Raw genomic sequence first — 25,122 nt, 5'->3', positions numbered from 1 at the left:
AGATCACTCCTTTTTTAAATTGAAAACTACCAATTTCAATTTTCCACTCTTTCGCTGTAACTAAACAAAAAAACCGACGAATCATTCGTCGGTTTCGTGTCATGCATATTCGAGTAAAGCGCCAGTCTCAGAGTCGACTGTGAACTCATACGTTTTTTCTTCGTCATTCTCTAGAACTGAGATTCCACCTTTGTAGACATCGTATTCACGACCGTCATACGTGTAAATCTCAGGTGATGCAGAGATCCATGCCCCTTGGACATGACCTTTCGCTGAGAAAGCACGTTTCGTGTATTCCAACGCGTTTTCTGCAGATAAGCTACGTTCATCTAAAGCCTTTTTCGTCATAAGTGCGGCAATGACGGCAACCCCGATTCCAATAAACCAATACCTTTTTTTCATATGACTACCTCCCCTTGAACTATGGCTATCATGTACATCGTACCAAAACCTGTACCCGAATGGAATGAAAAGCATTCGCATCCTATCAAAACTTTTGTATATAATGAGACAAGAACGGTTAGGAAGGGATGATAAAAGATGGATCAAAAGACGAGAGATTTATTTAAGACGTTAACAGAACTACCAGGTGCTCCTGGGTTCGAGTCAGAAGTTCGTCAGTTCGTACGTGAACGAATTGAACCACACTCAGATGAAATCGTCACAGATGGCATCGGATCAATTTTTGGGAAACGTGTCGGGGACGAAGCGGGACCTAAAGTAATGGTGGCCGGTCACATGGATGAGGTTGCCTTCATGGTGACACGCATCACGGAGAATGGCATGTTATACATACAACCGCTCGGCGGATGGTGGAGCCAAGTGCTCATGGCACAACGTTTTGACATCATCACTTCGAACGGGAAAATCCCAGGTGTCGTCGCTTCGACACCGCCTCACTTACTCGGACCAGACGCGATGAGTAAACCGATGGACATCAAACAAATGTTCATCGATATCGGTGCCGATTCAAAAGAAGAAGCAGAATCATGGGGAGTGCGTCCGGGTGTTCCTGCAGTACCATCGAGCGCTTTTACACCACTCCATCACCCGAAAAAAATTATGGCGAAAGCATGGGACAACCGTTACGGTGTCGGTCTGGCTGTCGAATTGTTAGAAGAGACGACAAAAGCAGATCACCCGAACATCTTGTTCTCGGGTGCTACCGTACAAGAAGAAGTTGGACTACGTGGAGCGCAGACGGCATCTGAATTGATTCAGCCAGATGTGGCACTCGTACTCGATGCTTCACCGGCGAACGATGCATCTGGAAGTAAGACGGAGTTTGGACAACTCGGTGAGGGTGCCTTGATTCGAATTTTAGACCGGGTCATGGTCATGTCGCCTGAAATGCGTGACTTCTTGCTCGACACGGCTTCTGATGAAAATATTAAGACGCAGTATTTCGTCTCGCCAGGCGGTACGGATGCTGGACGCGTGCATATGAGTGGAGAAGGTGTACCGACAGCCGTTATTGGTGTCGCATCACGCTACATTCATACACATGCTTCGATTCTTCATACAGACGACTACGATGCGGCGAAAGCATTACTGAAAGCGTTGGTCAAACGACTTGACCGTTCGACGCTTGAAACACTCCGTCCGTCTCGCTAAACGTACATGCCGTTCACTCATGATGTTGAGTGGACGGTTTTTTTGTGTAGATGTTCTTGCTATTTCAAGAAAACGCCTTATACTGATAGAGGTGTTTATACATATTTTTTACTTGTGTAAAGACATCTGTATGATTGTAAGGAGGATCTCATATGTTCAAGAAAAAAGGAATCTCACTTAGCCCGTCTGTTTATTTTGTGACGGCACTTAGTTATATGGCATTAGGGTTGTTCAGTACGTTGATCATCGGTTTGATTATGAAGACGATTGGTGGTCAGCTTGAAGGGACCGCACTTGCGGGAATAAGCGCGACGCTCGTTCAAATTGGGGACGTGGCGATGAGTCTGACGGGTCCAGCGATCGGGATTGCGATTGCTTATGCCCTTGAGGCGCCGCCTCTTATTCTATTTTCTGCACTCGTTGTCGGGACGTTCGGATACGAATTCGGACCTGCTGGTAGTTACATCGCCACACTTTTAGCTGTTGAGGTATCAAAACTTGTATCGAAATCGACGAAGCTTGATATTTTGGTGACGCCGTTTACGACAATCGCAGTCGGTTTTTTCACAGCGACATATATCGGAAAATATGTGGGGATGTTCATGACGCAGCTCGGTAGTTGGATCGAGTGGGGGACGGAGCAACAACCATTGTTCATGGGAGTCGTCGTAGCGACACTCATGGGATTGGCATTGACTGCGCCAATTTCGAGTGCGGCCATCGCTTTGATGCTCGGGTTGAATGGTATTGCGGCTGGTGCCGCGACGGTCGGATGTGCAGCTCAAATGATTGGGTTTGCGATTACCAGTTATCGCGATAACGGAGTCGGCGGAGCGATTGCGCAAGGAATCGGTACGTCGATGCTCCAAGTCGGGAATATCGTGAAAAATCCGTGGATTCTTTTACCCCCTACATTAGCTGGGGCTGTCCTCGCACCAATTGCGATTCTATTGTTTGAATTAGAAAGTGTGGCAGCCGGGGCAGGGATGGGGACGAGTGGACTCGTCGGACCGATTGTCATGCTTGAAACGATGGGCTTTAGTTGGTACACCTTTATCATTGTCCTCGGCTTCCTAGTCATTGGACCTGCTCTGTTAAGTTATGCGGTCTATGCTGTATTGAAAAGGACTGGACGTATTCAACCGAACGATATGAAAATTGACTATTAAAAGAAGCGCCGTTTGAAGCAAACGGCGCTTTTTCATGTCATCCGATACCGAATAAGACTTTGACAGAATCCACCGTCTCGCGAGGGACGCGGAAGCTGATGAGGAACAGTAAAAGGACGATTACATAGATTGGGATCAAATATCGTTTTCGTACAATCGGTAAATGACGGGCGAGTTGCTTGAGCCACTTTTCGAGGACATAAATGACGGCAAAGCCCACAACTAGCCAAATCAAAATCTCGAGTCTCGTTTTATCGGTATCAATAAATAAATATCCATATCGCAAAATGGCGAGCATGCCAAAGACGCCGACCATCTGTTCGAGCGGATGTTTCATTTCAGGATTCAATTTTTCTCGTGTCAATTTCATATGGTTTCACCTGTTTCAACTAGTTTCGGCTTTGATTATAACAAACAGCAGAGCAGAATGTGTGACAGGACTTATGCTATTATAAGTGAGGAAAAAACGAACAGGAGTGGTTAATCATGAAACAACTATCAACAGTGGCAGAATATACAGAAGCAAAAGAATCGAAAAGTATTTTCATGTTCTCGGCAACATGGTGTGGAGATTGCCGTTTCCTCGACCCGTTCATGCCTGAAATCGAACAGAAATTTGAAGACTGGACGTTTTATTATGTCGATCGTGACGAGTTTATGGAACTTGCGCAAGAACTCGATATTTTTGGGATTCCAAGCTTTGTCGTATTTGAAAATGGTAAGGAAATCGATCGCTATGTCGGTCGCGAACGGAAGACGCCGGAACAGGTCGAAGCATTCTTGAATGGATTAGGGTGAGCCTGTATGGAACGGAATGAGTTAAGACGCTATTTAGAAGCGAATTTTAAAGAGGACTATCGCACATCTTATGACCGCGAGAATGAGGTGTTGCGCGTCGAACGGAAAACTGATCGCTTTGGTGTGAATATTCGACTCGCACCAATCGTCGCGAAAGCGAAAACGCGGGGCAAAGTGGCAGTCGATGAAGTCATTGAATACATCGAGTCGGCAATGAAGGCAGATGATCACATCTCACTCGCCGGAAAATTAGATGCCATCTATCCGGTCATTCGTTCGAACTCGTTCGCAAAGACGACGAAAAGTGGGGAACCGCTAATTTTCAGTCCGCATACGGCGGAGACCGCCATCTTTTACGCGCTCGATCGCGGGAACGGCTATCGTTTAATCGAGGAGAAGCATGTATCCGGTGATTTGACGCTTGAAACGATTGAACGCATTGCCCGGGAAAACGTCAAAAAACTCCCGACCGAGATGAAACAAGATGAAGTTGCCGGCAACCCATTCTACTTTTTATCGACGCGAGACGGCTACGAGGCATCGCGCATTTTAAACGATGATTTTCTTCGAATGATGGAGCGCCGAGTCGAAGGGGATATGCTCGTCGGTGTACCGCATCAAGATGTGATGATCATCGCCGATATCCGAAACGACCAAGGGTATGATGCGATGCAACAATTGATGTTTGACTTCTTTACCAATGGTCGTGTCCCAGTGACTGCACTCGCCTTTCATTATGAGGCAGGGCAACTTGAGCCGATTTTTATTGTCGGAAAAAAGACCCCGCCATCGAACACATAATCTGATAAAATAAGTGAGATGAGTTTGAAAGAAGGGACGTAGGAACGTATGCAAATGAATGTGTTTTATAACCGAGAAGGAATCGGCGATGTACTCATGGTGTTATTAAAAGAGGGAGAACGTCACCATCAATCTGTAGAGCGGACAGGTGACGTTGCCATCGTCAAGTCTGAAGACGGAAGCGTCAACGGATACAATGTGTTCCAAGCAAGTGAGCACTTTGACGTCACAGGTTGGAATGGACCAGTTGATTTGACGACGGAATTGGTTGAACAGGTACAAGCTGTCTTGAAGGAACATGGAATTGACGAAGACTTCTCATGGGTAGATGTGACACCGAAGTTTGTTGTCGGTTATGTGGAAAGTGCGGAAAAACATCCGGATGCGGATAAGTTATCCGTTTGCCAAGTTCAAATCGACCAAGGCACTGTGCAAATCGTATGTGGCGCACCAAACGTGGCGACGGGACAAAAGGTAGTCGTAGCCAAACCAGGAGCGGTCATGCCGACCGGTTTGATTATTCGACCATCGGCACTTCGCGGAGAGAGCTCGCATGGCATGATTTGCTCGGCGCGTGAATTAAATCTTCCGAATGCCCCGCAAGAAAAAGGGATTTTAGTATTAGATAACGAATATGAAGTAGGTACAGCATTTGAAATCGGTCGCTAAACTCGACCGATTTTTTGTTAAATATGGATTGAGTGAAAAAGCGAGGAATCAAGTATGGATGCATATGAACGTTCATTGAAACAACAAGCAGATCGAATCAAACGAGAGCTGTCGAGAGAAGGAAAGCCGGTCTCACCACCTCCGAAGGTAGATATCACCGATGAATTCATTCCGACTGATGTTCCTTCACCGATTTATGGATATGCACGTCCGAAACCGAAGATTGTTCTACCGGTCGAGCATTCTCCTGAAACGAGAGAACCGCTCGAAATGAGCACAGCATCTGAAGTGGTTCTGCCAGAAGAGTCACTTCAAGATGAAGAGACCACTAATGCGATTAGTCCTGAAATAGACGCAGAACATGTTGAAGACATTTCCGAGGAAACAATCGAAGAAGAAAAATCGATTCTCGGTCAGGTTTCGATTTTAGATAACGGTTTCTCATCCGTTTTTATGCAATCGACGGACTTATCCCGCTCGAAAAAAGAAGAGGTCGTGGAAGTTCAGCAACATGCAGCGCCAGATGAAAGTTTAGACATCGACGGTTCTGTGGAACAAATCGGGGAATCGATTGAGCAGATTGCAGAAAAATTACAAACGCCATCTGAACAAGAAGAATTACCGGCTGACACCGAATTGACACCGGCTGTTCAAGTTTCGTTTAAAGCCGACCAACCGCCTGTAAACGTGATGATGACGCCAAAAGATCGCATGGCGATGTATCGTAGCCGACGACTTGCGCAAAAAAACAATAATCTGTAATAGCACGACTCAGTGAGTTTTGCTATAATGACAAAGGTTTGTCGCATTTTGACGAGCCGCAATGAATTAGGGGGGCTATTTACAGATGAACCGTTATCACTTCGTCGGAATTAAAGGAACGGGCATGAGTCCTTTAGCTCAAATTTTATTTGATATGAATAATGAGGTCCGTGGATCGGACGTTGAAAAAGCATTTTTTACAGAAGAAGCATTGAAACGAAAAGGGATTGAAATTTTGCCATTCGACCCTGAAAATATTTCTGAAGATCAAATCGTCGTACAAGGAAATGCGTTCAGCGACGATCATCCAGAAATCGTACGCGCGCGTGAACTCGGATTGACGATTTATAAGTACTACGAGTTTTTAGGTGAGCTCGCGAATCATTACACAAGTGTCGCCATCACAGGGTCACACGGTAAAACATCGACTACAGGTTTGCTTGCACACGTCATGCGTGGAATCGAACCGACATCATTCTTGATTGGTGATGGAACAGGTGAAGGTGTTGCCGATTCGAAGAACTTTGTCTTCGAGGCTTGCGAATATAAGCGTCACTTCTTATATTACCGTCCGGACTATGCCATCATGACGAATATCGACTTTGACCATTCAGATTATTTCTCTGGTTTAGACGATGTCATCGATGCATTCCAGGAGATGGCGAAGCAAGTGAAGAAAGGAATCATTGCCTGTGGGGATGATGAGAATCTTCAGCATATTCAAGCGAACGTTCCACTCGTTTATTACGGGTTTGGGACGCATAACGATTTCCGTGCGGAAAACGTTACCTCTACAGAGAACGGAACGACGTTCGATGTCTTTTTACGTGATGATTTCTACGGAACGTTCCGCATTCCTGGATACGGCGACCATAGCGTGTTGAACGCACTTGCTGTCATCGCTACGTGTGATTACGAAAACTTACCTAAAGAGTTGGTGAAAGAGCGTCTTGCATCATTCAACGGGGTGAAGCGTCGTTTTAGTGAATCAACGCTTAACAATCAAGTACTCGTTGACGATTACGCACACCACCCACGTGAGATCAGTGCAACGGTCGAAGCGGCTCGGAAGAAGTATGGAGAGCGGGAAGTCGTTGCGATTTTCCAACCACATACGTACACACGTCTTAAATCATTCATGGATGACTTTGCAACAGCATTGGCTGAAGCAGATACGGTCTATCTCTGTGATATCTTCGGTTCAGCCCGTGAACAAGAAGGGACTGTCACAATCGAGGACCTTCAATCACGAATCGACGGTGCGCATATTTTGAAACGTGGTGGTACGAGCGTCTTACGCAATCATGACAAGGCAGTACTTTTGTTCATGGGTGCAGGTGACATCCAAACGTACCAGCGCGAATATGAAGAAATCGTAAAACTTGAAGCATAAGACGGGGGAGGGACGAATGTCTCTCCTTTTTTATGTTTAGCCAATCAAAATCTCGGTAATAGTAGTATCGATGAATATGACAAAGGAGATGTTTGGAATGGCTAGTCAAGGTGCACTCAATACGTTAAACAAGGAAGTCGCAAACTATGGGTTACTGTTTGTGAAACTGCATAATTATCATTGGTATATTAGCGGTCCTCACTTCTTTACGTATCATGAGAAACTCGAAGAGCTCTATAACTTGGTCGCGGAACTCTACGATGACGTAGCGGAAAGACTTCTTATGAATGACGGTGAACCGTATGCGACGATGAAAGAGTATTTGGAACACTCGACGCTTACAGAAGGTGATCGTCATGCAGAAACGGATCAGATGATTAAAGATATCATCAACGACTTCAAACAAATTCGCCAAGAGATGCAAGATGCGATGGAAAACTTTGAAGACGGGGATGAAGCGATTGAAGATACGTTCGTCTCTCATATCGAGCGACTCGAAAAAGAGATTTGGATGATGTCTGCCGCACTCGGTAAAAAAACAAAATTGTAACCACAAAAATGGTGCGCCTTCGACAGGTGCACCATTTTTATATTATTTCAAGTTTTCCGGATTGAGTGGAAGCAACGCATCGATGACGAAACGTCCGTCTTTACGAATGAGGACATCATCGAACCAGATTTCACCACCGCCATAGTCCGGGCGTTGGATGTTGACGAGGTCCCAGTGAACTGACGAATTATTGCCATTATAGGCATCGTCATACGCTTGACCTGGCGTGAAGTGGAAGCTGCCGTCAATTTTCTCATCGAAGAGGATATCTTTCATCGGATGTTGAATGTATGGGTTCACACCGATTGCGAACTCACCGACGTAACGAGCTCCTTCATCTGTGTTGAACACTTCATTGATTCGTTCTGTATCATTGGCTGTCGCATCCACGATTTTACCGTCTTTGAACGTCAACTTCACATTCTCGAACGTGAATCCTTGGTATGGAGATGGCGTGTTGTATGTGATCACGCCATTGACCGAATCTTTTACCGGTGCCGTAAACACTTCACCGTCTGGAATGTTCATTTGACCAGAGCACTTGATTGCCGGAATATCTTTAATGGAGAACGAGAGATCCGTTCCTGGTCCTTTCAATGTGACACGGTCCGTCTTGTTCATCAATTCGACCAATCCGTCCATTGCACGGTCCATTTTGCCGTAGTCGAGTGTACATACATTGAAGTAGAAGTCTTCGAACGCTTCTGTTGATTTACCAGCGAGTTGTGCCATTGATGGAGAAGGGTAGCGAAGTACGACCCATTTGGTCCCTTTGACACGGTCTTCCGTGTGCATTTTACCGAGCGTGGCACCGACGAGTTTTTGTTGCTCACTCGGCACGTCAGAGAGTTCATTGATGTTATCACCGGCACGTAAGCCGATGTACGCATCCATTGCCTGCATCTGTTTCCGTTCGATGTCAGCCATGAGTTCGAGTTGCTCACGACTTGCTCCCGTATACAATTTGCGTAAGATGCGGCTCTCTTTCAACAAGACGAATGGGTGTCCACCGGCCTCATATGCTTTTTCGACGAGTGCCTCAACGAGCGATTCCTCTACGCCAAAATTCTCAATCAGTACTTTTTCCCCCGGTTGTAACTTGACGGAATAATTGATTAAACCGTCTGCTAATTGTGTAATTCTTGGATCTCTCACACGACCACCCCTAATTTTTTTTATGAATTTCTATTTTAGTGTAATCGAAAACATAAAAACGGGTAAAGGAATAATCAGACCGAATGGCGAAAACGGTTGTAGCAAATCTTTTCAGTCATAATGGTGCTATAATGAAACAAGAAACGATTGAATAGGAGGAATGGATTGAATGGAGATCACATTAGGAGGCATCGCTGGCCTGATTGCGGCCCTCGCGTTTGTCGTACTCGTCATCTTCTTGGCACGTGTCTTAGCGAATGTAAACCGTACACTCGGTAGCGTCGCCAATACGACAGAAAACTTAGAACGCCAGCTCGACGGAATCACAATGGAAGTGACGGCGCTCTTACATAAGACGAACCGTCTCGTCGACAACGTGGAAGCAAAAACAGAGTTGCTTGCACCTGTTGCCCATGCACTCGATGAATTAGGTACATCCTTGAACGAGGTAACTGAATCGGTCCGTACCGTCTCAACTTCTGTCCACTCGGCAGCGGATGAGAACAAAGAACAGATTGCTCAAGCGGTTCGATGGGGATCGGTCGCGGTAGAGTTGTTCAAGAAAAACAAACCAGAATCATCAACTACGAAAGAACGTCCACGTCGTCGTACGCGACGTGAAAAGAAAGAAGAAGCACCTGTATCGCCCGACATGATTAACACGGACGATACAATCAAATAACGATACATCGGGGAGGAACTCACAAATGACAGACCAAAAGCAACCAACAGAACAGAATCAATCAAGTAGTGGATTTTTGACGGGTGTTATTCTTGGAGGGATTGTCGGAGCGGCTGTCGCACTATTGACATCACCGAAAAGCGGACGGGAAGTAAGAACATACCTAGACGAAAAGACATCTACATCGCGTGAACGATTGACTGTCAAATCGAAGGAAATGCGTGAAAAGGCAGAGCCAGTCGTCGGGGAATGGATTAAAGTGGCGAGTGATAAAGCGGCACCGGTCCTCAATATCGTGAAAGATAAGGCGCGTGAAGCAGCCGAGTTAAAACAACAGATGGACGAGGATGACCTCTCAATTGAAGAGGCGATGGAGAAAGCGGATCAACTCGTCGCAGAAGCGGAATCTGAAGTGAAAGAACAGATGGACCGCGCGGCTGAAGAAGAGACGGCGGACTCATCGCTTGAATCTGAGTCGGACGATTCACTCGAAGCACCTGTCAATGAGTTGCTCGATGATGAGTCGAAAGAAGAACTCAAAGAGTTGAAGAAAGACCTGAAGAAGGAAGAATAAAGTAGAGAGGACCGAACGCGTTCGGTCCTTTTTTGGTGATTTTGTGACGTAGAAGGTTTCCTTATGACAAAGCGCACAAAGTTCGATATAATTAGGTTTCTGGAAAGAACGGCTTAAGAATGTGAGGGAAACGAATGAGTCCACAAGATCAATTGAATCGATTACGTCGAGAAATGGATGAATTGAACCATGAAATGCTCGACTTGCTAAGTCGGCGTGGTGCACTTGCCGTCGAAATTGGAAAGATCAAACGTCTTCAAGGCGTCGAACGATACGACCCGGTCCGGGAACGAGAGATGCTCGATTTCATCGCAGCTTCGAATCAAGGACCGTTCGAAACGTCACGTCTTCAACATATTTTTAAAGAAGTATTCAAAGCGTCTGCTGAACTGCAAGGCGAAGACCGGGATAAGACATTACTCGTTTCGCGTAAACGTCAACCGGAAGATACGTTGGTCCATGTGAAGGACGTGACGATTGGGAATGGACGTCCGCAGCTGATTGCGGGGCCATGTGCCGTCGAATCGTTCGAACAAGTGAATGCGGTCGCAGAGAAGCTCGCCTTGTCTGGAGTGAAAGTGATGCGAGGCGGGGCATACAAACCACGTACATCGCCGTATGACTTCCAAGGCTTAGGTTTTGAAGGGTTGAAAATGCTGAAGGCGGCAGCGGACCGTCATGATTTACGAGTCATCACGGAGATCATGACGCCAGGAGCGGTCGAGTCGGCCTTGCCATATGTCGATATCATTCAAGTCGGTGCCCGGAATATGCAAAACTTTGATTTGTTGAAAGAAGTCGGTAAGACAGACAAACCGGTCTTGTTGAAGCGTGGATTATCCGCTACAATCGAAGAGTTCATCTATGCGGCAGAGTACATTATGGCGAGTGGGAACAGCCAAGTCATCTTGTGCGAACGAGGGATTCGGACGTATGAGCGTGCGACACGCAATACGTTAGATATCACGGCGGTGCCGATTTTGAAACAAGAGACGCATTTACCGGTTATGGTAGACGTCACCCATTCGACAGGTCGTCGTGACTTGTTGTTGCCTGCTGCGAAAGCAGCGCTTGCCATCGGGGCAGACGGTGTCATGGTCGAAGTACACCCGAATCCTGCCATCGCCTTATCGGATGCGCAACAACAATTGGATTTCGATCAATTCGATCAATTTGTGGAAGGACTGACGGTCCAGTTTCCTCAACTTGATTTGGTGAAAAAGTAAGCTTTCCAAATGGAAACGTTTTATATCGCATGAAGACAGGGTAAATGGATGACAGATACCTGTCTTCCTTTTTTAAGACGTTTTATGAAAACTTTTTGAAAATCATGACTTGTAGGAGGAGTAGTTTATGAATAGTAACAACGTAACGATTTACGATGTCGCACGAGAAGCCGGGGTGTCTATGGCAACCGTCTCTCGTGTCGTCAACGGAAACCCGAACGTCAAACCAACGACACGTAAGAAAGTACAAGATGCGATTGACCGTCTCGGTTATCGTCCGAACGCCGTCGCACGTGGACTAGCAAGTAAGAAAACGACGACGGTCGGTGTCATTGTACCGGACATCTCAAACATTTTCTTCGCCGATTTGGCACGAGGTATTGAAGATGTGGCGACGATGTACAAATACAACATCATCCTTGGAAACTCGGATTCAAGTCGTGACAAAGAAATCCATTTATTGAATACACTTTTAGGGAAACAAGTGGACGGCATCATCTTCATGGGTGGGCGCTTACATGAAGATCTCGTCGAAGAGTTCAAAAAATCACCGGTTCCAATCGTTCTCGCAGCGACATTGAACCAAGGATATGACCTCCCGGCCGTCAACATCGATTATGAGCAAGCGGCATATGACGCGACTCAGATGTTGATCAACCATGGGCATGACCGTGTTGGATTCATCACTGGGCCACTCGAGCAACAGATCAACGGCGAGAAGAAATTCGCAGGATACCGTCGCGCCCTTGAAGATGCAGGTCTTCCGTTCCACGACAACGATATGATTCTCGGGAATTACACATACGCATCAGGTCTTGAAGCGATGCAAAAAATGTTGCAGCGAGACGATTGCCCGAAAGCGATCTTTGCTGGGACTGATGAGATGGCCCTCGGTGTCATCCATGCCATTCAAGATGCAGGCTTCTCGGTTCCGAACGACTTTGAAGTCGTCGGTCACGATAACACGCGTCTCGCGACGATGATTCGTCCGAAGTTGACGACTGTCGTTCAACCGATGTACGATATCGGAGCCGTCGCGATGCGTCTCTTGACGAAGATCTTGAACGCAGAAGAAATCGAAGAGAAAAACGTCGTGCTTCCTCACCGGATCGAGCGTCGTGATTCGCTTCGCCAAGACTAATCAAAAGCCTCCCCATCCGTCACGTCACGTGAGGGAAAGGGGAGGCTTATTTTTATAGGTAAATTGATTTTCGGTCATTTGAGATAAACGGCCAAAAGGCTCGTTTCGTGACTTCCCAATTCTTTTCTTCGATTTGTTGACGACGTGGGATATGGTCAAACGAATATAGAGAGTCGTCCCACCGATTAGGCAACGGTTGTCCGGCGATACCTGACCATTGCTCAATCCACTCGTGCGGGATATCTCCAGAATAGGGCACTTCCCTCGTCAATCCAGCCCACACTTGAGCCCAAGCGCGTGGTACGGCGCGATACCAGTCATACCCACCGCCACCAAGGGCGACGAGACGGCCATCTGTATATTCATCGGCCAGGCGTGAGGCGATCTGCGGGATTTGTTCGAACGTCCGTATCGTTGATGCCAAATGGGTGAGCGGATCAAAGGCATGGGCGTCTGCACCGTTTTGAGTCAAAATGATATCAGGTTTGAACCATTCGCACGCCTCGCGTAAGACGGTCTCATAGCACGTCAAGAATGAATCATCCTGGGTGAACGCATCGACCGGTACGTTCCAACTGTAGCCGTATCCTTTGCCGTTCCCTCGTTCTGTCACCATTCCGGTGCCGGGGAACAAATAACGTCCCGTCTCATGAATCGACAGTGTCATCACGTCATCATCGTCATAGAAGAGCCATTGAACGCCGTCCCCATGATGCGCATCCGTATCCACATAAAGGACGCGAGAGCCATACTGTTTTCGCACATGTGCGATGGCGACAGCTGCATCGTTATAGACGCAAAATCCGGATGCCTTGCGTCGCATGCCATGATGTAAACCGCCGCCGACATGAAAGGCGCGCTCCGCTTTCCCGCTCGCGACCAAATCGAGCGCATGAATCGTCCCGCCGACAAGCCGAGCGGCTCCCTCATGAATCGTCGGAAAGATAGGTGTGTCTTCCGTACCAAGACCAAACTTATTCGCTTTCAGCGTAGAAAGTTCTCCCGCAGCCGCAGCTTGGACGGCTTCGATATAATCGAGGTCGTGAACGAGCGCTAACTCTTCAACCGAGGCGAGTGGAGGAGACACACATTCCGATTTGGAAAGTTTTCCGGCTGCAATCAAAAGTGATGTCGTCAATTCCAGTCGTAGCGGATTGAACGGATGGTCCTCATGAAAGCGATAAGACGTCTCGTCTTCGCCAAATATGTAAATCGGTCTCATCGTGACATCTCCGGACCGAGGACATCATAGCCTTCACGCTTCAACCGTTCGATGATTCGGAGCGGGTTCATCGTCTGGACGCGAAACGAGATGATGCGCTTATACGGATCACTTGTCGGATGAACGAAGACGTTGATGATATTGACGTTCGTTTTGGCGAGGAGTCGGGTCACTTTTTCGAGTGTACCGGTCGTATTTTCGACGAGGATCTCAATTTGTGAACTTGGTTCGAGTGCGCCGGTCAATTGTACGAAATAACGTAATAAATCGGTCTCTGTCAATACACCGACGAGTTTCCCTCGTTCGACGATCGGGAGACAGGTTAGCCGGTTTTCATAAAACAAAGCAGCAGCATCTTCAAAGAAGTCGAAAGGATGTGCTGTCGGTACCTCTGAACGCATGATACTCGATACAGGGTTTTGAAAGTCTGCATTTTCACTTTCGGGATGAAAGACGCTCGTCGCACCACTCATCTCAAATTGTCCGACGATCCCGACGACTTGGCGGGCCGGATTTGTCACAATCAAATGTCGGACACGATGCTCACGCATCAATTTAGCGGCATGAGCGATCGTATTGGTCGGTTGAATCGTCACAACATGTCGATTCATCATCTGTTCGATTAGCATGAAATCCCCTCCTTAGTCGTACATAAATCGCCGGCGTAGCCGTAGCGAATCAAAATGGTCGATGGATTCTTGGCGCACGTTTTTTCCGATGCGAGCCATCAAACAATTGGCGGGATGAGAGGCGATTTCAGGATCGTCTGTCGGGAAGAAGACAAGTCCACCGTGATTCATCATCTTCTCCATGACTTTTCGATAATCCCAAATCGAGAGTCCACTGCCTTTCAAATCCCAGTGCCAATAATATTCGGTCGTCAAAATTAAAAAATCATCCATATGTGGGTCCATCATCGATACTTCGAGTAATTGTTTCCCGATTCGTTGACCACGGAAGCGGGGACTCACCTCGATTGCCCCAAGTTCAAGGATGTATGGGTCATTTCCTTCACTCCAACGCTCATATGGGTCCGGATAGAGAAATGTCACGTAACCAATCACAAGATCATCCTGTCTAGCGACAATAATTCTTCCTTCTTTCAACCCAGCAATATCGACAAGAGCCTCGTGCTGATCTTCTGGTTCACGAAAAGCCGTCAATCCTTCATCAAGACGATACGTCTGCAGCACGTCGGGCGCAACCGGACCGTCAATCGTGACGTCACCTTGTGAGGTCTGCCACACTTTTGAATGATATTGTTTTTCCATTGGGTCACCACCTTTTCCACCTCTTATTATAGCGCTTTCATCAAGTAGGAATCATCCTGTTTTGATGAAATTGGAAATTCATTGATTTGTCATAATTTTAACACTATACTGAAAGTGGTTATACCAATCTGTACAGGGGAGGCGAATCTTTAGCGATGGAAAAATTGAAAGCGTTAACAGGGGAACATCAATTAGCGTCGTATGAAGAGACTTGTCAGTCGTTTGAATGGACACAAGCAGAAGCTTTATTTTCTTGGAACTTAACGGGGAAGATCAATTTGGCATACGAAGCAATCGATCGTCATGCGGAAAGTGAATTGGCGACGAAAGTGGCATTGCTCTATTTCGATGGGGATCGGGAAGAGCGCTACACGTATGCGGATATGAAGCAAGAAAGTAATCGTTCTGGAAATGTTCTGAAGTCGATTGGTGTGGAGAAAGGCGACCGTGTCTTTATCTTTATGCCACGTCAACCAGAACTTTATTTTATTTTACTCGGTGCCATCAAACTCGGTGCCATCGTAGGACCGTTGTTTGAGGCGTTCATGGAACAGGCGGTACACGATCGATTGCTCGACTCTGAAGCAAAAGTGATCGTGACGACGAAAGAATTGTTGCCGCGTGTACCGGTCGACCAGTTGCCACACCTCGAGACGATTCTGCTCGTCGGTGACGATGTCGAAGAGTCGGAGAAAGTGCTCGACTATCGGAAATTGGCGAACGAGGCGACGACAGAACTCGGATTAACATGGGTCGATCGAGAAGACGGTCTGATTTTACACTATACATCTGGATCAACAGGGAAGCCAAAAGGGGTCCTTCACGTTCATAACGCCATGATTCAACATATGATGACCGGTAAATGGGTGCTTGACCTTCAGCCGGACGATATTTACTGGTGCACCGCTGACCCGGGCTGGGTAACCGGGACAAGCTACGGGATTTTTGCGCCGTTCTTGAACGGGGCGACGAACGTCATCGTCGGGGGACGATTCAACCCTGAGTTCTGGTATTCGGTCATCGAACGATTCGGTGTGACGGTCTGGTATAGTGCACCGACGGCGTTCCGCATGCTCATGGGTGCGGGAGATGAGGCGTTTGAAAAGTATGACTTGTCGTCATTGCGTCATATTTTATCGGTCGGTGAGCCGTTGAACCCTGAAGTCATTCGCTGGGGACACGAGGCGTTCGACCTTCGGATCCATGACACATGGTGGATGACAGAAACGGGCGCGATGATGATTTGTAACTATCCAACGATGGACATCAAACCTGGTTCAATGGGGAAACCGATCCCAGGATGCGAAGCTGCCATTTTGGATGATCGGGGTCAACCACTTCCGCCACACCGAATGGGGAATTTGGCACTCAAAACGCCTTGGCCATCGATGATGCGGAAGATCTGGAAGAACGATGCGAAGTATGAGAGCTATTTCTGGGGAGATTGGTACGTATCGGGCGACTCGGCTTACATGGATGAAGACGGATACTTCTGGTTCCAAGGACGTGTGGATGACGTCATTATGACGGCTGGAGAACGCGTCGGTCCGTTTGAAGTCGAAAGCCGACTCGTAGAGCACCCGGCTGTCGCTGAGGCAGGTGTCATCGGGAAACCGGACCCGATCCGCGGCGAAATCATCAAAGCATTCATCGCGCTTCGGAAAGGATATGAGCCGTCAGATGAGTTAAAACAAGAAATCCAGCAATTCGTCAAAGAGGGATTAGCTGCGCATGCGGCACCACGTGAAATTGAATTCAAAGACAAGTTGCCGAAAACGCGAAGCGGTAAGATCATGCGTCGCGTCTTGAAAGCTTGGGAGTTGAATCTGGAGACAGGTGACCTCTCGACGATGGAAGATTAAGATATACAAAACGGTCGACACGCGATGTGTCGACCGTTTTTTTATGCACCATCCGAATCGGCATTCTCTTCAGCTGGTGGCTCAGCTTCTTGTTGTGCCTCTTCTTCAGCTTTCTTCTTCGCTTCTTCCTCGGCTTTTTTCTTTGCCTCGGCTTCGGCTTTAGCTCTAGCTTCTTCTTCAGCTTTTTTCTTAGCGGCAGCATTGGCAGCGGCTTCTTGTTGTGCCTCTTCTTCAGCCTCTTCCTTCGCTTCCTCTGCCTCTCGTTTCTTCTCTTCTTCCTTCTTCTTCTCTTCCTCTTCTTTTTCTTTCTCTTCTACTTTTTTCTTCTCAGAGAATGAACCAGAGTCTTTGAAGTCTTTCGCAGTTACGCTAGAAGGTTGATTGAAGCGGGCATTTGATGCAAAAATTTCAGGTTTGACACCGTAGACATTATTGGCAATTTGAGACCACATATTTTGCGTTCGTTGATAATAACGTCCGTATCTACCTGTGTCATCTAACCCATTTTCTTTATCATAGCCTGTCCATACAGCTAATGTGACGCCAGGGGTAGAACCAACTAAATAGGAGTCTCGACGATCTTGAGTTGTACCGGTTTTCCCCATCCAATCTCCAGGTACTTGTAGTAAAGAGTTGGCATATGTGGCTGTTCCAGATGTGTAGACATCCCGGAGCATATCGATGATCAGATATGCTGTCCGATCTTCATAGATTCGAGTTTTCTTCTCTTGATGTTGATAGATTGGTTCACCTTGATACTCTACGCTCTCGACAATATAGGGTTCAACGTGTTCGCCCATGTTTGCGAGCATAGCATAACCTGATGCGAGAGATGATAAGGAAACTGAACTTACTCCAAGTGCCATAGAAGGAGCAGTTCGATCGGCATCGGGAACATTCATCCCCATTTTTACTAGTTTTTCAGTATCTTGAACAAAGTTAGCACGTTCTTCATAAATTTTTACTGCTGGTACGTTACGAGAACGCTTCAATGCTTCACGTGCAGTCATTGGACCAGCGTATTTTAAGTCCTCGTTCCGCACGGGAATGGTATCGGGTTCAGAACCATATTGATAGTTGTATTTTTCATCTACAATCACAGTATCTGTCGTAATGAGGCCTTGTTCGATTGCATTCGCATACACAAGAAGTGGCTTCGCAGTTGACCCGATCTGACGCTCCATTTGGCGGGCGCGGTTGAAGTCATCTGTTTTACCGTTCACATAGCGACCACCAACGAAACCAAGGATTTTACCCGTTTTGTTTTCGAGCATGATGGCTGAAGTTTGTTCGGGTCCTCTTTCTGGATCAACTTTCGGATCATTTGCTGGTCCGAAGTTGCCATCATTTTTTGCGGGTTTTTGCATTGATTCGTAAATATTCTTATCCAACGTCAACTTGATGTTGTAACCACCCTGACGAAGGGCGTTATGCGCACGACGAGCATACGTACTGAGTACTTCTTGTCGGTCCTCGGCGTTCAGTTCGCTGACGTCTACCCCGTCTTGTGCCAATAAGTGATCACGTACAATCAAGCGAGCCTCATCTTCCGCCCACTGCACGACGTACGGATACTTATCCCGTGGTTTCGACTGCGTCTTCATGAAGTCTTGTGTAATGTCGTAGTTATACGCTGCGTCATACTCTTCTTGTGTAATCTTCCCAGCGACATACATCCGATTCAAAACGGTCTTCATTCGGTTGACCGCACCTGACACATCTTCTTTAATGACCCCACCTTGATAGTAAGGCGTATAGAAGAACGGGTTTTTTGGAATACCTGCTAAAAATGCTGCTTGTGGAAGCGTCAATTTCTCGGCAGATGTGTTGAAGACGCCGTTTGCGGCGGCTTCGATTCCTGAAATGTTACGTCCCATCGAGTTACGACCGAATGAGACGACGTTTAGGTAGGCATTTAAAATCTCATCCTTATCCATTGCTTTTTCAAGACGAAGGGCAAGTAGGATTTCTTTTGCTTTCCGTTCGAACGATACTTCGTTCGTCAGCATTTGGTTTTTAATCAATTGTTGCGTCAAGGTCGAACCACCTGTACGATCTTCAGACCCTGTCGCTTCTTGTAAGATGGCACGGAGCGTCGCTTTCGGCACGACTCCATCGTGTTCATAGAATTCAACGTCCTCAGTCGCGAGAAGCGCATCGACCACATAGGGTGATACTTTTTCCATAGGGATTGGAACTCGGACTTCATCGGTCGTATAGTTCCCGATCCGTTCTCCGCTCCCGAAATAAATATTTGACGTCGACGTGTACGTATTGATTTGTGACGTCATCGTTTTATAGGCAGGGGTCGGCATATCTTTGACAAGGGATGCGAAATATCCGACACCGATTCCGGCACCTAAAAATCCGATTAGTACAACAGAAATGATGGTGAGGAGTAAGACGTTCCACGACACATCATAGATCACATTGGCATAGCGACGTGTTTTCATGGACGTCGGATTATTCCATAAGTCTCGAATCTTCTGCAGCATGACAGCCTCCTTAATATGGTGTAAAACTATTTTAGACAGTAATATATTCGATTATAGCACAATTCAACCTACACCTTACCTTGAAACCGAAGTCTCGTGCAAGTTTCATTATGGGAGTTGACAAGTTGAAAACGATGCTTATAAAATGAATAGCATAGTCAACGATATCATGACGCGATGAAGAAAGCGAAGTAGTCGGTGGGCCTCTTGTCCAGAAAGCTAGTGGTTGCTGTGAACTAGCCAATGCCAAACGATGAATTACACTTTCAGAGCGTGCCTTTAGGCCGGTTCGAGACCGTTATCTCTCGCTCAAGCGGTCGCAAATTGCGACAAGTAGGGTGGTACCGCGGAATCTCCGTCCCTTCTCATATGAGAAGGGACGTTTTTTTATGTCAATTGAAGGAGTGGAACAGATGGAACTATTAAAAGACTTAGAGTTTCGAGGGCTTGTCAACCAAATGACAGATGAAGAAGGATTGAAAGAACAACTGAAACAACCAACGACGTTGTACACGGGATTTGACCCGACAGCTGACTCGCTTCATATCGGGCACTTGCTCCCGATTTTGACGCTGAAACGTTTCCAACAAGCAGGTCACCAGGTCATCGCGCTTGTCGGTGGGGCGACAGGTATGATTGGAGACCCGTCAGGTCGTTCGGATGAACGTTCATTGAACACGTTAGATACGGTCAAACTCTTCTCGGACCGCATCAAAGATCAGTTGAGCCGATTCCTTCCACTTGAAGGGGAGAACCCGATCACGATTCGCAACAACTACGAATGGACGGAAGAGATGTCCATCATCGATTTCCTTCGCGACATCGGGAAGCACTTCCCAATCAGTTACATGCTTGCGAAAGATTCTGTCGATTCACGCTTGGAGAACGGAATTTCATACACAGAATTCTCATACATGTTGCTTCAATCATACGACTTCTTAAAACTATACGAGACAGAGAAATGTCGTCTTCAAGTCGGTGGAAGTGACCAATGGGGGAACATCACGGCAGGTCTTGAATTGATTCGTCGCTTCGGCCATTCAGAAAAAGCGTTCGGTCTCACGGTTCCGCTCGTCACAAAGTCGGACGGACAAAAGTTCGGGAAGACAGCTGGCGGTGCGGTCTGGTTAGACGCTGACAAGACGTCACCTTACGAGTTCTACCAGTTCTGGATCAACGTCGACGATGCAGATGTCATCAAGTTCATCAAATACTTCACATTCATGTCGCATGAAGAGATTGAAGCACTTGCAACTGAAGTGGCAGAAGCACCTGAGAAGCGTGTGGCGCAGCGCCGTCTCGCAGAAGAGATGACGAAGCTCGTCCATGGTGAAGCAGGACTTGAACAAGCGGAACGCATCACGACAGCATTCTTTAGCGGAGATTTGACGTCGCTTCAACCAGAAGACATGGAAGATGCTTTCAAAGGAATGCCGCAATTCGAGCTTGACGGCGAGCGCAACATCGTCGACCTCCTCGTCGAGGCGAAGATCTCACCATCGAAACGTCAGGCACGTGAAGATGTGACGAACGGAGCGATTTACTTGAACGGCGAACGCGAACAAGCGCTTGATAAAGTCGTCACGCGCGAAGACACGCTCGGTGAATTCACAATCATTCGTCGCGGTAAGAAAAAGTACTTTGTGATTCGTCACGTATAATCATCACGTCCGTTCCTCATTTGTTGGGGAATGGACGTTTTTTGTACATTCTATGTTATTCGGATTTGATAAAATGAGGAGATAGGAGGGATGACGATGGAGATTGAAGAATTTTTCGGCGACCAGTTCCATCAATGGCGTGAACACTTTCGATATTATGAAATGGCGATCACGGAACTCGAGAGCGATCTCGGGATCATTGACTTGGATTGGCAGACGCGACTCGGTTATTCACCGATTGAACACGTAAAGACGAGAATGAAGACGTTACCGTCCATCGTGCGCAAAATGAAGCGGAAAGACTTACCTCTAGAGGTGTCTGCACTTTGGGAACACGTCCATGATGTGGCGGGGATTCGGATTGTCACGAGCTTCCGTGATGACATTTATGAGATCTTGCGTCATTTAGAGGCACGGGATGATTTGGACATCATCGAAATCAAAGATTACATCGAACATCCGAAGCCGAGCGGGTATCGGAGTTTACATCTGATCGTGAAGACAAAAGTCTATTTGGCCGAGCGGATCATCTGGGTACCGGCTGAAATTCAAATTCGTACGCTTGCCATGGATTTTTGGGCGGCGACGGAACATAAACTTCAATATAAATATCAGCACGAGGTACCAGAGTCGTCGAAAGAAGAACTCATTGAAGCGTCACGGATGGCCGATGCCCTCGATACGCAGATGGGACGCATTCGACAAGAAATTCTGAAGAAATAAAAAAATCCCCTTCGCAAAGAAGGGGATTAAAAGCATTAACGTGAGTAGTACTCGACGATGAGTTGCTCTTTGATTTGGTCGTTGAGTTCAGCGCGTTCTGGGAGACGTACGAATGTACCTTCGAGTTTCTCAGCGTCAAACGATACGAAGTCTTTTGTAGCTGGTGCTACTTCAAGAGCTTCAGCGATTGCTTTCACGTTTTTCGACTTTTCGCGAACTGCGATAACTTGACCTGGTTTTACGCGGTAAGACGCGATGTCTACGCGTGATCCGTCAACTGTGATGTGACCGTGGTTGACGAGTTGGCGTGCTCCACGACGTGTGCGAGCGAGGCCGAAACGGTAAACGAGGTTGTCAAGGCGTGATTCGAGCAAGAACATGAAGTTCTCACCGTGGATGCCTGGCATTTTACCAGCATCGTTGAAGATGCGGCGGAATTGCTTCTCGTTCACTCCGTACATGTGACGAAGTGCTTGCTTCGCTTGAAGCTGAAGACCGTATTCTGAGATTTTCTTACGACCATTTCCGTGTTGACCTGGTGCGTAAGGACGTTTTACTAATTCTTTACCCGTTTCGCTAAGCGAGATGCCTAAGCGACGCGAGAGTTTCCAAGCTGGACCTGTGTAACGAGCCATGATTGGACTCCTCCTTGTTGTTCATGTATTTTGCACAAAAGAACAACGGTGTCAAAGACGAGTAACGCCCCTTTCAAGGTGCAAGCACCTTCACTTGATAGCGAAGCTACGAGATGCCCCTCCGACTAAGTCGAGGCCCGAAAGGTGGATACGTTTGTCTATGACTGCTATCGTCATTTCATGCACAAAGATGAGTATACGATGAAAGTAAATGCTTGTCAATCAAATAAAGCGAAGTAGCGTCTCACAAAAACGTTCGAGTCCAACACGATCGACTTCGGAGAAACGATCGAATTCTGGACTGTCGATATCGAGTACACCGATTGTCTTTCCATCTCGAACAAGTGGTACAACGATTTCAGAGTTTGAAGCCGCGTCGCATGCGATATGTCCTGGGAATTGATGAACGTCAGCGACGAGCTGCGTTTCCTGTGTAGACGCCGCTGTTCCACAAACGCCTTTTCCGAACGCGATATGCACACAAGCTGGAAGACCTTGGAAAGGACCGAGAATGAGGCTATCCTCAGAGTCTGTCACATAAAAGCCGACCCAGTTGATTCGATCTAAAAATTGGTTCAGTAAAGCACTTGCGTTGGCAAGGTTGGCGACCGCATTTGTTTCGCCTTCTAATAGAGCAGCGAGTTGTTTATTTAATAGATCGTAACCGGCAGCTAAATCACCTGAATAGGATGTTGTTTGGAACATATTGAATCCCCTCCATCTTTTTTGTTTTTAGAATTTAGCATTATGGTACACGCAAAATTCGGATTTGTCTTGCGTGAAAGTTCAGAAAAAATGAACAATCTCCACTGAAACCATTGGAAAACCTATGCAAATCATTGGTTCTATAATATGATTAGGTATATCTATTCTTATAAAATACTTCTTTTTTATATAAGGTACATAAGTCCACGAAAGCGGCTTGGAGGTTGTGACAAAGATGGATTACGGAATTTATGGGTTAATCATTGGAATCATCGTCGTCGTATTAGGCGGCATGTTGGGGAGTATGCTCATTCGAAGGAATTTTTACCAAAAAATCGATGACTTAGATATGAGAAAACAAAGTGTGCTCAGCGCGAGCATTCCGGTTGAACTTCAGAAGTTCAAGCAATGGCCAATGGAAGGGGAAACGAAAGAAAAGTTCGATCGTTGGCATCAATCTTGGGATGAGTTGGTCAGTGTGCATGCAGGTCAAATCGATGAAGCGTTATATCGAGCCGAGGAAGACTTGGACAAATATCGCTTCATGAAAGTAAAGGCGGACTTGAATGCGACAGAACAACTTATCGAAGAACTCGAGACGATGGTACACGCCATGCTCGATGAGATGGATGAGTTCACGGCACACCACACTTCGCTTATGGACATCGTGAAGCAAGACGAGAAAGAATTGTATCAGTTCCGCAAAACATTGAATTCGCAAAATCATGCGTTTGGACCGACGTATACGCTTGTCGAGCAAGAGATTGCTGCCGCTGAGGCGAAGCGCAGTGAAATGATCAATTTGAAACAAGTCGGTCAAGTCTCTGAGGCGTTCGAGACTGGACAAGCCTTATCGGACCAAGTCGGTCATATCCGTGAATTGATTCGAATCATTCCGCAATTCGTACGTACGGTCCAAGTGGAGTTGAAACAACAACTTCAACAGTTACGGGCTGGACATAAAGAAATGCAGATGGACGGGTATGCGCTCGAACCACTCGGATTAATGGAAGAAATCGATCAAGCGGAAGAACGTCGTGAGGAACTGATGGCTCGCATCGAACGATTGGAATTTGATCATTTCGAAGAGGACATGCAACAGTTGAGTTCCGATATCGACCAGCTGTTTGAAGCGTTCCGAACGGAAGTCGATGCACGTCAATATGTGAAGAAAGAATTTGCGACGATTCAGGAGCGCGAACGTCAGTCTTCCGAAATCATGAGCAACCTGCAAACAGAAATGTCTCGACTCGTCAGTAACTATGAGATCAACGCTCGCGTCGGCGAGGAGTTTGAGCAGTTAGAGCGCGAACGGACGACGCTCACGGCGAATGTACTCGATATCGAGCAAGCGCTTGTCGCCCAAATGTTGCCGTATAGCATGATTAAATCGAAAGTCCAAGAAGCGAAACGTTCGCTCGATCAATTCAATGCCATGCATGAGCGATTCGTCGAGGACACGAATTCGTTACGAAAAGAAGAACTCGAAGTACGACATAAGCTCGAAACGTGGAAGAAAGAATTGTCTGCGCACCGCCGTCTTCTTGCGAAAAGCGCGATGCCTGTCGTCCCGAACGATTTATCCAACGACTTACGTCAACTTCAAAAAGGCGTCCAGTCTCTAGATGAACAGTTCGATAAAGCGCCATTCAATATGACTTATATCGTCGGACTCAGTCATGATGTAGAAGAAATGATGGATCACTTCCGCGACCGTGTCCATGCGCTGATTCGTCAAGTGACGTATGCTGAACAGTTGTTACAATACGCCAACCGATTCCGTCGTCGTGACAACGAAGTACACATCGCTTTGACGCTTGCAGAGAACAAGTTTCTACACGGGGAGTATGGTACTGCCGTTGAAATCGGTGAGCGTGTGCTCGGCCGCTTCGAAGAAGATGGCGCGCATGAGATTCGTCGACGCGTCGATCAAGGGTTAGAACAGCAAGAACTGCTAAAAAAATAAACGATGCATGAAGATTGACGGAAACGGGAAAAACGTAGACGTCAATCT

At 46.9% G+C, this 25,122-nt stretch carries 25 protein-coding genes and 1 other annotated feature; of the genes, 16 read left to right on the top strand and 9 right to left on the bottom strand.

Annotation, left to right across the window (positions count from 1 at the left end; translation table 11 throughout):
• Positions 1-99: 99 nt before the first annotated feature.
• Positions 100-402: a PepSY domain-containing protein gene (locus tag PQI28_RS06745; protein WP_012726763.1), complete on the bottom strand. Its 303-nt coding sequence runs from the start codon at positions 400-402 to the stop codon at positions 100-102.
• Positions 403-540: 138 nt separating this feature from the next.
• On the opposite strand from PQI28_RS06745, the gene PQI28_RS06740 reads away from it, so the two are divergent.
• A complete protein-coding gene (locus PQI28_RS06740) occupies positions 541-1,614 on the top strand; it encodes a M42 family metallopeptidase (protein ID WP_214782140.1) in 1,074 nt (357 codons plus the stop codon).
• A 152-nt stretch (positions 1,615-1,766) separates the two neighbouring features.
• Entirely contained in the window at positions 1,767-2,783 is a 1,017-nt protein-coding gene (locus PQI28_RS06735) for a PTS transporter subunit IIC (protein ID WP_339962804.1), read from the top strand.
• Positions 2,784-2,820: 37 nt separating this feature from the next.
• On the opposite strand, the gene PQI28_RS06730 is transcribed toward PQI28_RS06735, so the two are convergent.
• On the bottom strand, positions 2,821-3,153 hold the full coding sequence (locus tag PQI28_RS06730) for a hypothetical protein (protein WP_214693325.1): 333 nt from the start codon (positions 3,151-3,153) through the stop codon (positions 2,821-2,823).
• A gap of 116 nt (positions 3,154-3,269) precedes the next feature.
• Between PQI28_RS06730 and PQI28_RS06725 the strand changes: the two genes are divergently transcribed.
• The 6 genes from PQI28_RS06725 to PQI28_RS06700 all read left to right on the top strand — a co-directional run bounded on the left by PQI28_RS06725 (position 3,270) and on the right by PQI28_RS06700 (position 7,756).
• Positions 3,270-3,581, top strand: a complete 312-nt coding sequence (locus PQI28_RS06725; protein WP_339962803.1) for a thioredoxin family protein — start codon at positions 3,270-3,272, stop codon at positions 3,579-3,581.
• 6 nt (positions 3,582-3,587) lie between these two features.
• Positions 3,588-4,382, top strand: coding sequence for a DUF1444 family protein (locus tag PQI28_RS06720; protein ID WP_214782144.1), 795 nt, complete (start codon positions 3,588-3,590; stop codon positions 4,380-4,382).
• 54 nt (positions 4,383-4,436) lie between these two features.
• Positions 4,437-5,051, top strand: a complete 615-nt coding sequence (ytpR, locus tag PQI28_RS06715) for a YtpR family tRNA-binding protein (protein WP_339962854.1) — start codon at positions 4,437-4,439, stop codon at positions 5,049-5,051.
• A 54-nt stretch (positions 5,052-5,105) separates the two neighbouring features.
• Positions 5,106-5,813: a hypothetical protein gene (locus tag PQI28_RS06710; RefSeq protein WP_214782148.1), complete on the top strand. Its 708-nt coding sequence runs from the start codon at positions 5,106-5,108 to the stop codon at positions 5,811-5,813.
• Positions 5,814-5,898: 85 nt separating this feature from the next.
• Entirely contained in the window at positions 5,899-7,206 is a 1,308-nt protein-coding gene (gene murC / locus PQI28_RS06705; protein WP_214746404.1) for a UDP-N-acetylmuramate--L-alanine ligase, read from the top strand.
• A 97-nt stretch (positions 7,207-7,303) separates the two neighbouring features.
• A complete protein-coding gene (locus PQI28_RS06700) occupies positions 7,304-7,756 on the top strand; it encodes a Dps family protein (protein ID WP_074033457.1) in 453 nt (150 codons plus the stop codon).
• Positions 7,757-7,798: 42 nt separating this feature from the next.
• Here the strand turns inward: PQI28_RS06700 and PQI28_RS06695 are convergent, their stop codons facing one another.
• A complete protein-coding gene (locus PQI28_RS06695) occupies positions 7,799-8,911 on the bottom strand; it encodes an aminopeptidase (protein ID WP_214746407.1) in 1,113 nt (370 codons plus the stop codon).
• A gap of 169 nt (positions 8,912-9,080) precedes the next feature.
• Here PQI28_RS06695 and PQI28_RS06690 point away from each other — a divergent pair, with 169 nt between their 5' ends.
• The 4 genes from PQI28_RS06690 to ccpA all read left to right on the top strand — a co-directional run bounded on the left by PQI28_RS06690 (position 9,081) and on the right by ccpA (position 12,534).
• On the top strand, positions 9,081-9,593 hold the full coding sequence (locus PQI28_RS06690; protein WP_339962802.1) for a DUF948 domain-containing protein: 513 nt from the start codon (positions 9,081-9,083) through the stop codon (positions 9,591-9,593).
• 25 nt (positions 9,594-9,618) lie between these two features.
• The gene (locus PQI28_RS06685) at positions 9,619-10,167 is read left to right on the top strand and encodes a YtxH domain-containing protein (RefSeq protein ID WP_271304533.1); all 549 of its coding nucleotides are present in this window, start codon (positions 9,619-9,621) and stop codon (positions 10,165-10,167) included.
• Positions 10,168-10,301: 134 nt separating this feature from the next.
• Positions 10,302-11,393 (top strand): bifunctional 3-deoxy-7-phosphoheptulonate synthase/chorismate mutase, encoded by a 1,092-nt coding sequence (locus PQI28_RS06680; protein ID WP_214741397.1) that lies wholly within the window; start codon positions 10,302-10,304, stop codon positions 11,391-11,393.
• A 127-nt stretch (positions 11,394-11,520) separates the two neighbouring features.
• Positions 11,521-12,534 (top strand): catabolite control protein A, encoded by a 1,014-nt coding sequence (gene ccpA / locus PQI28_RS06675; protein ID WP_214782157.1) that lies wholly within the window; start codon positions 11,521-11,523, stop codon positions 12,532-12,534.
• 52 nt (positions 12,535-12,586) lie between these two features.
• Here ccpA and PQI28_RS06670 read toward each other — a convergent pair whose 3' ends face one another.
• The 3 genes from PQI28_RS06670 to PQI28_RS06660 are packed head-to-tail and all read right to left on the bottom strand — an operon-like array spanning position 12,587 to position 15,027.
• Positions 12,587-13,756, bottom strand: coding sequence for an acetoin utilization protein AcuC (locus PQI28_RS06670; protein WP_214782160.1), 1,170 nt, complete (start codon positions 13,754-13,756; stop codon positions 12,587-12,589).
• On the bottom strand, positions 13,753-14,385 hold the full coding sequence (locus PQI28_RS06665) for an acetoin utilization AcuB family protein (protein WP_214746420.1): 633 nt from the start codon (positions 14,383-14,385) through the stop codon (positions 13,753-13,755). The genes PQI28_RS06670 and PQI28_RS06665 overlap by 4 nt, the downstream gene beginning before the upstream one ends.
• A 12-nt stretch (positions 14,386-14,397) precedes the next feature.
• Complete coding sequence (locus tag PQI28_RS06660; protein ID WP_214693289.1) at positions 14,398-15,027, bottom strand: GNAT family N-acetyltransferase; 630 nt, start codon at positions 15,025-15,027, stop codon at positions 14,398-14,400.
• Positions 15,028-15,182: 155 nt separating this feature from the next.
• Here PQI28_RS06660 and acsA point away from each other — a divergent pair, with 155 nt between their 5' ends.
• A complete protein-coding gene (gene acsA, locus PQI28_RS06655; protein WP_339962801.1) occupies positions 15,183-16,889 on the top strand; it encodes an acetate--CoA ligase in 1,707 nt (568 codons plus the stop codon).
• A gap of 41 nt (positions 16,890-16,930) precedes the next feature.
• Here the strand turns inward: acsA and PQI28_RS06650 are convergent, their stop codons facing one another.
• Complete coding sequence (locus tag PQI28_RS06650; protein WP_339962800.1) at positions 16,931-19,384, bottom strand: transglycosylase domain-containing protein; 2,454 nt, start codon at positions 19,382-19,384, stop codon at positions 16,931-16,933.
• A 168-nt stretch (positions 19,385-19,552) separates the two neighbouring features.
• Positions 19,553-19,750, top strand: a binding site (T-box leader).
• Between the two features lie 47 nt (positions 19,751-19,797).
• Here PQI28_RS06650 and tyrS point away from each other — a divergent pair.
• Positions 19,798-21,045 (top strand): tyrosine--tRNA ligase, encoded by a 1,248-nt coding sequence (gene tyrS, locus PQI28_RS06645; RefSeq protein WP_339962799.1) that lies wholly within the window; start codon positions 19,798-19,800, stop codon positions 21,043-21,045.
• Between the two features lie 96 nt (positions 21,046-21,141).
• Entirely contained in the window at positions 21,142-21,768 is a 627-nt protein-coding gene (locus PQI28_RS06640; protein ID WP_214693273.1) for a GTP pyrophosphokinase, read from the top strand.
• Between the two features lie 35 nt (positions 21,769-21,803).
• Here PQI28_RS06640 and rpsD read toward each other — a convergent pair whose 3' ends face one another.
• Both rpsD and PQI28_RS06630 read right to left on the bottom strand, forming a co-directional pair.
• Positions 21,804-22,403 carry a 30S ribosomal protein S4 gene (gene rpsD, locus PQI28_RS06635; RefSeq protein ID WP_074033444.1) on the bottom strand — a complete coding sequence of 200 codons (600 nt, stop codon included), beginning with the start codon at positions 22,401-22,403 and terminating at the stop codon, positions 21,804-21,806.
• Positions 22,404-22,625: 222 nt separating this feature from the next.
• Positions 22,626-23,108, bottom strand: a complete 483-nt coding sequence (locus PQI28_RS06630; protein ID WP_214693271.1) for a GAF domain-containing protein — start codon at positions 23,106-23,108, stop codon at positions 22,626-22,628.
• 235 nt (positions 23,109-23,343) lie between these two features.
• Here PQI28_RS06630 and ezrA point away from each other — a divergent pair, with 235 nt between their 5' ends.
• Positions 23,344-25,074, top strand: a complete 1,731-nt coding sequence (gene ezrA, locus PQI28_RS06625) for a septation ring formation regulator EzrA (protein ID WP_339962797.1) — start codon at positions 23,344-23,346, stop codon at positions 25,072-25,074.
• Positions 25,075-25,122 lie beyond the last annotated feature (48 nt).

The sequence above is a fragment of the Exiguobacterium sp. USCH10 genome, from assembly GCF_037619445.1.
GTDB classification, from domain to species: Bacteria; Bacillota; Bacilli; order Exiguobacteriales; family Exiguobacteriaceae; genus Exiguobacterium; species Exiguobacterium aestuarii_A.
Note: the sequence above shows the minus strand (reverse complement) of the source record. Positions and strands in the feature narration are given on the sequence as shown.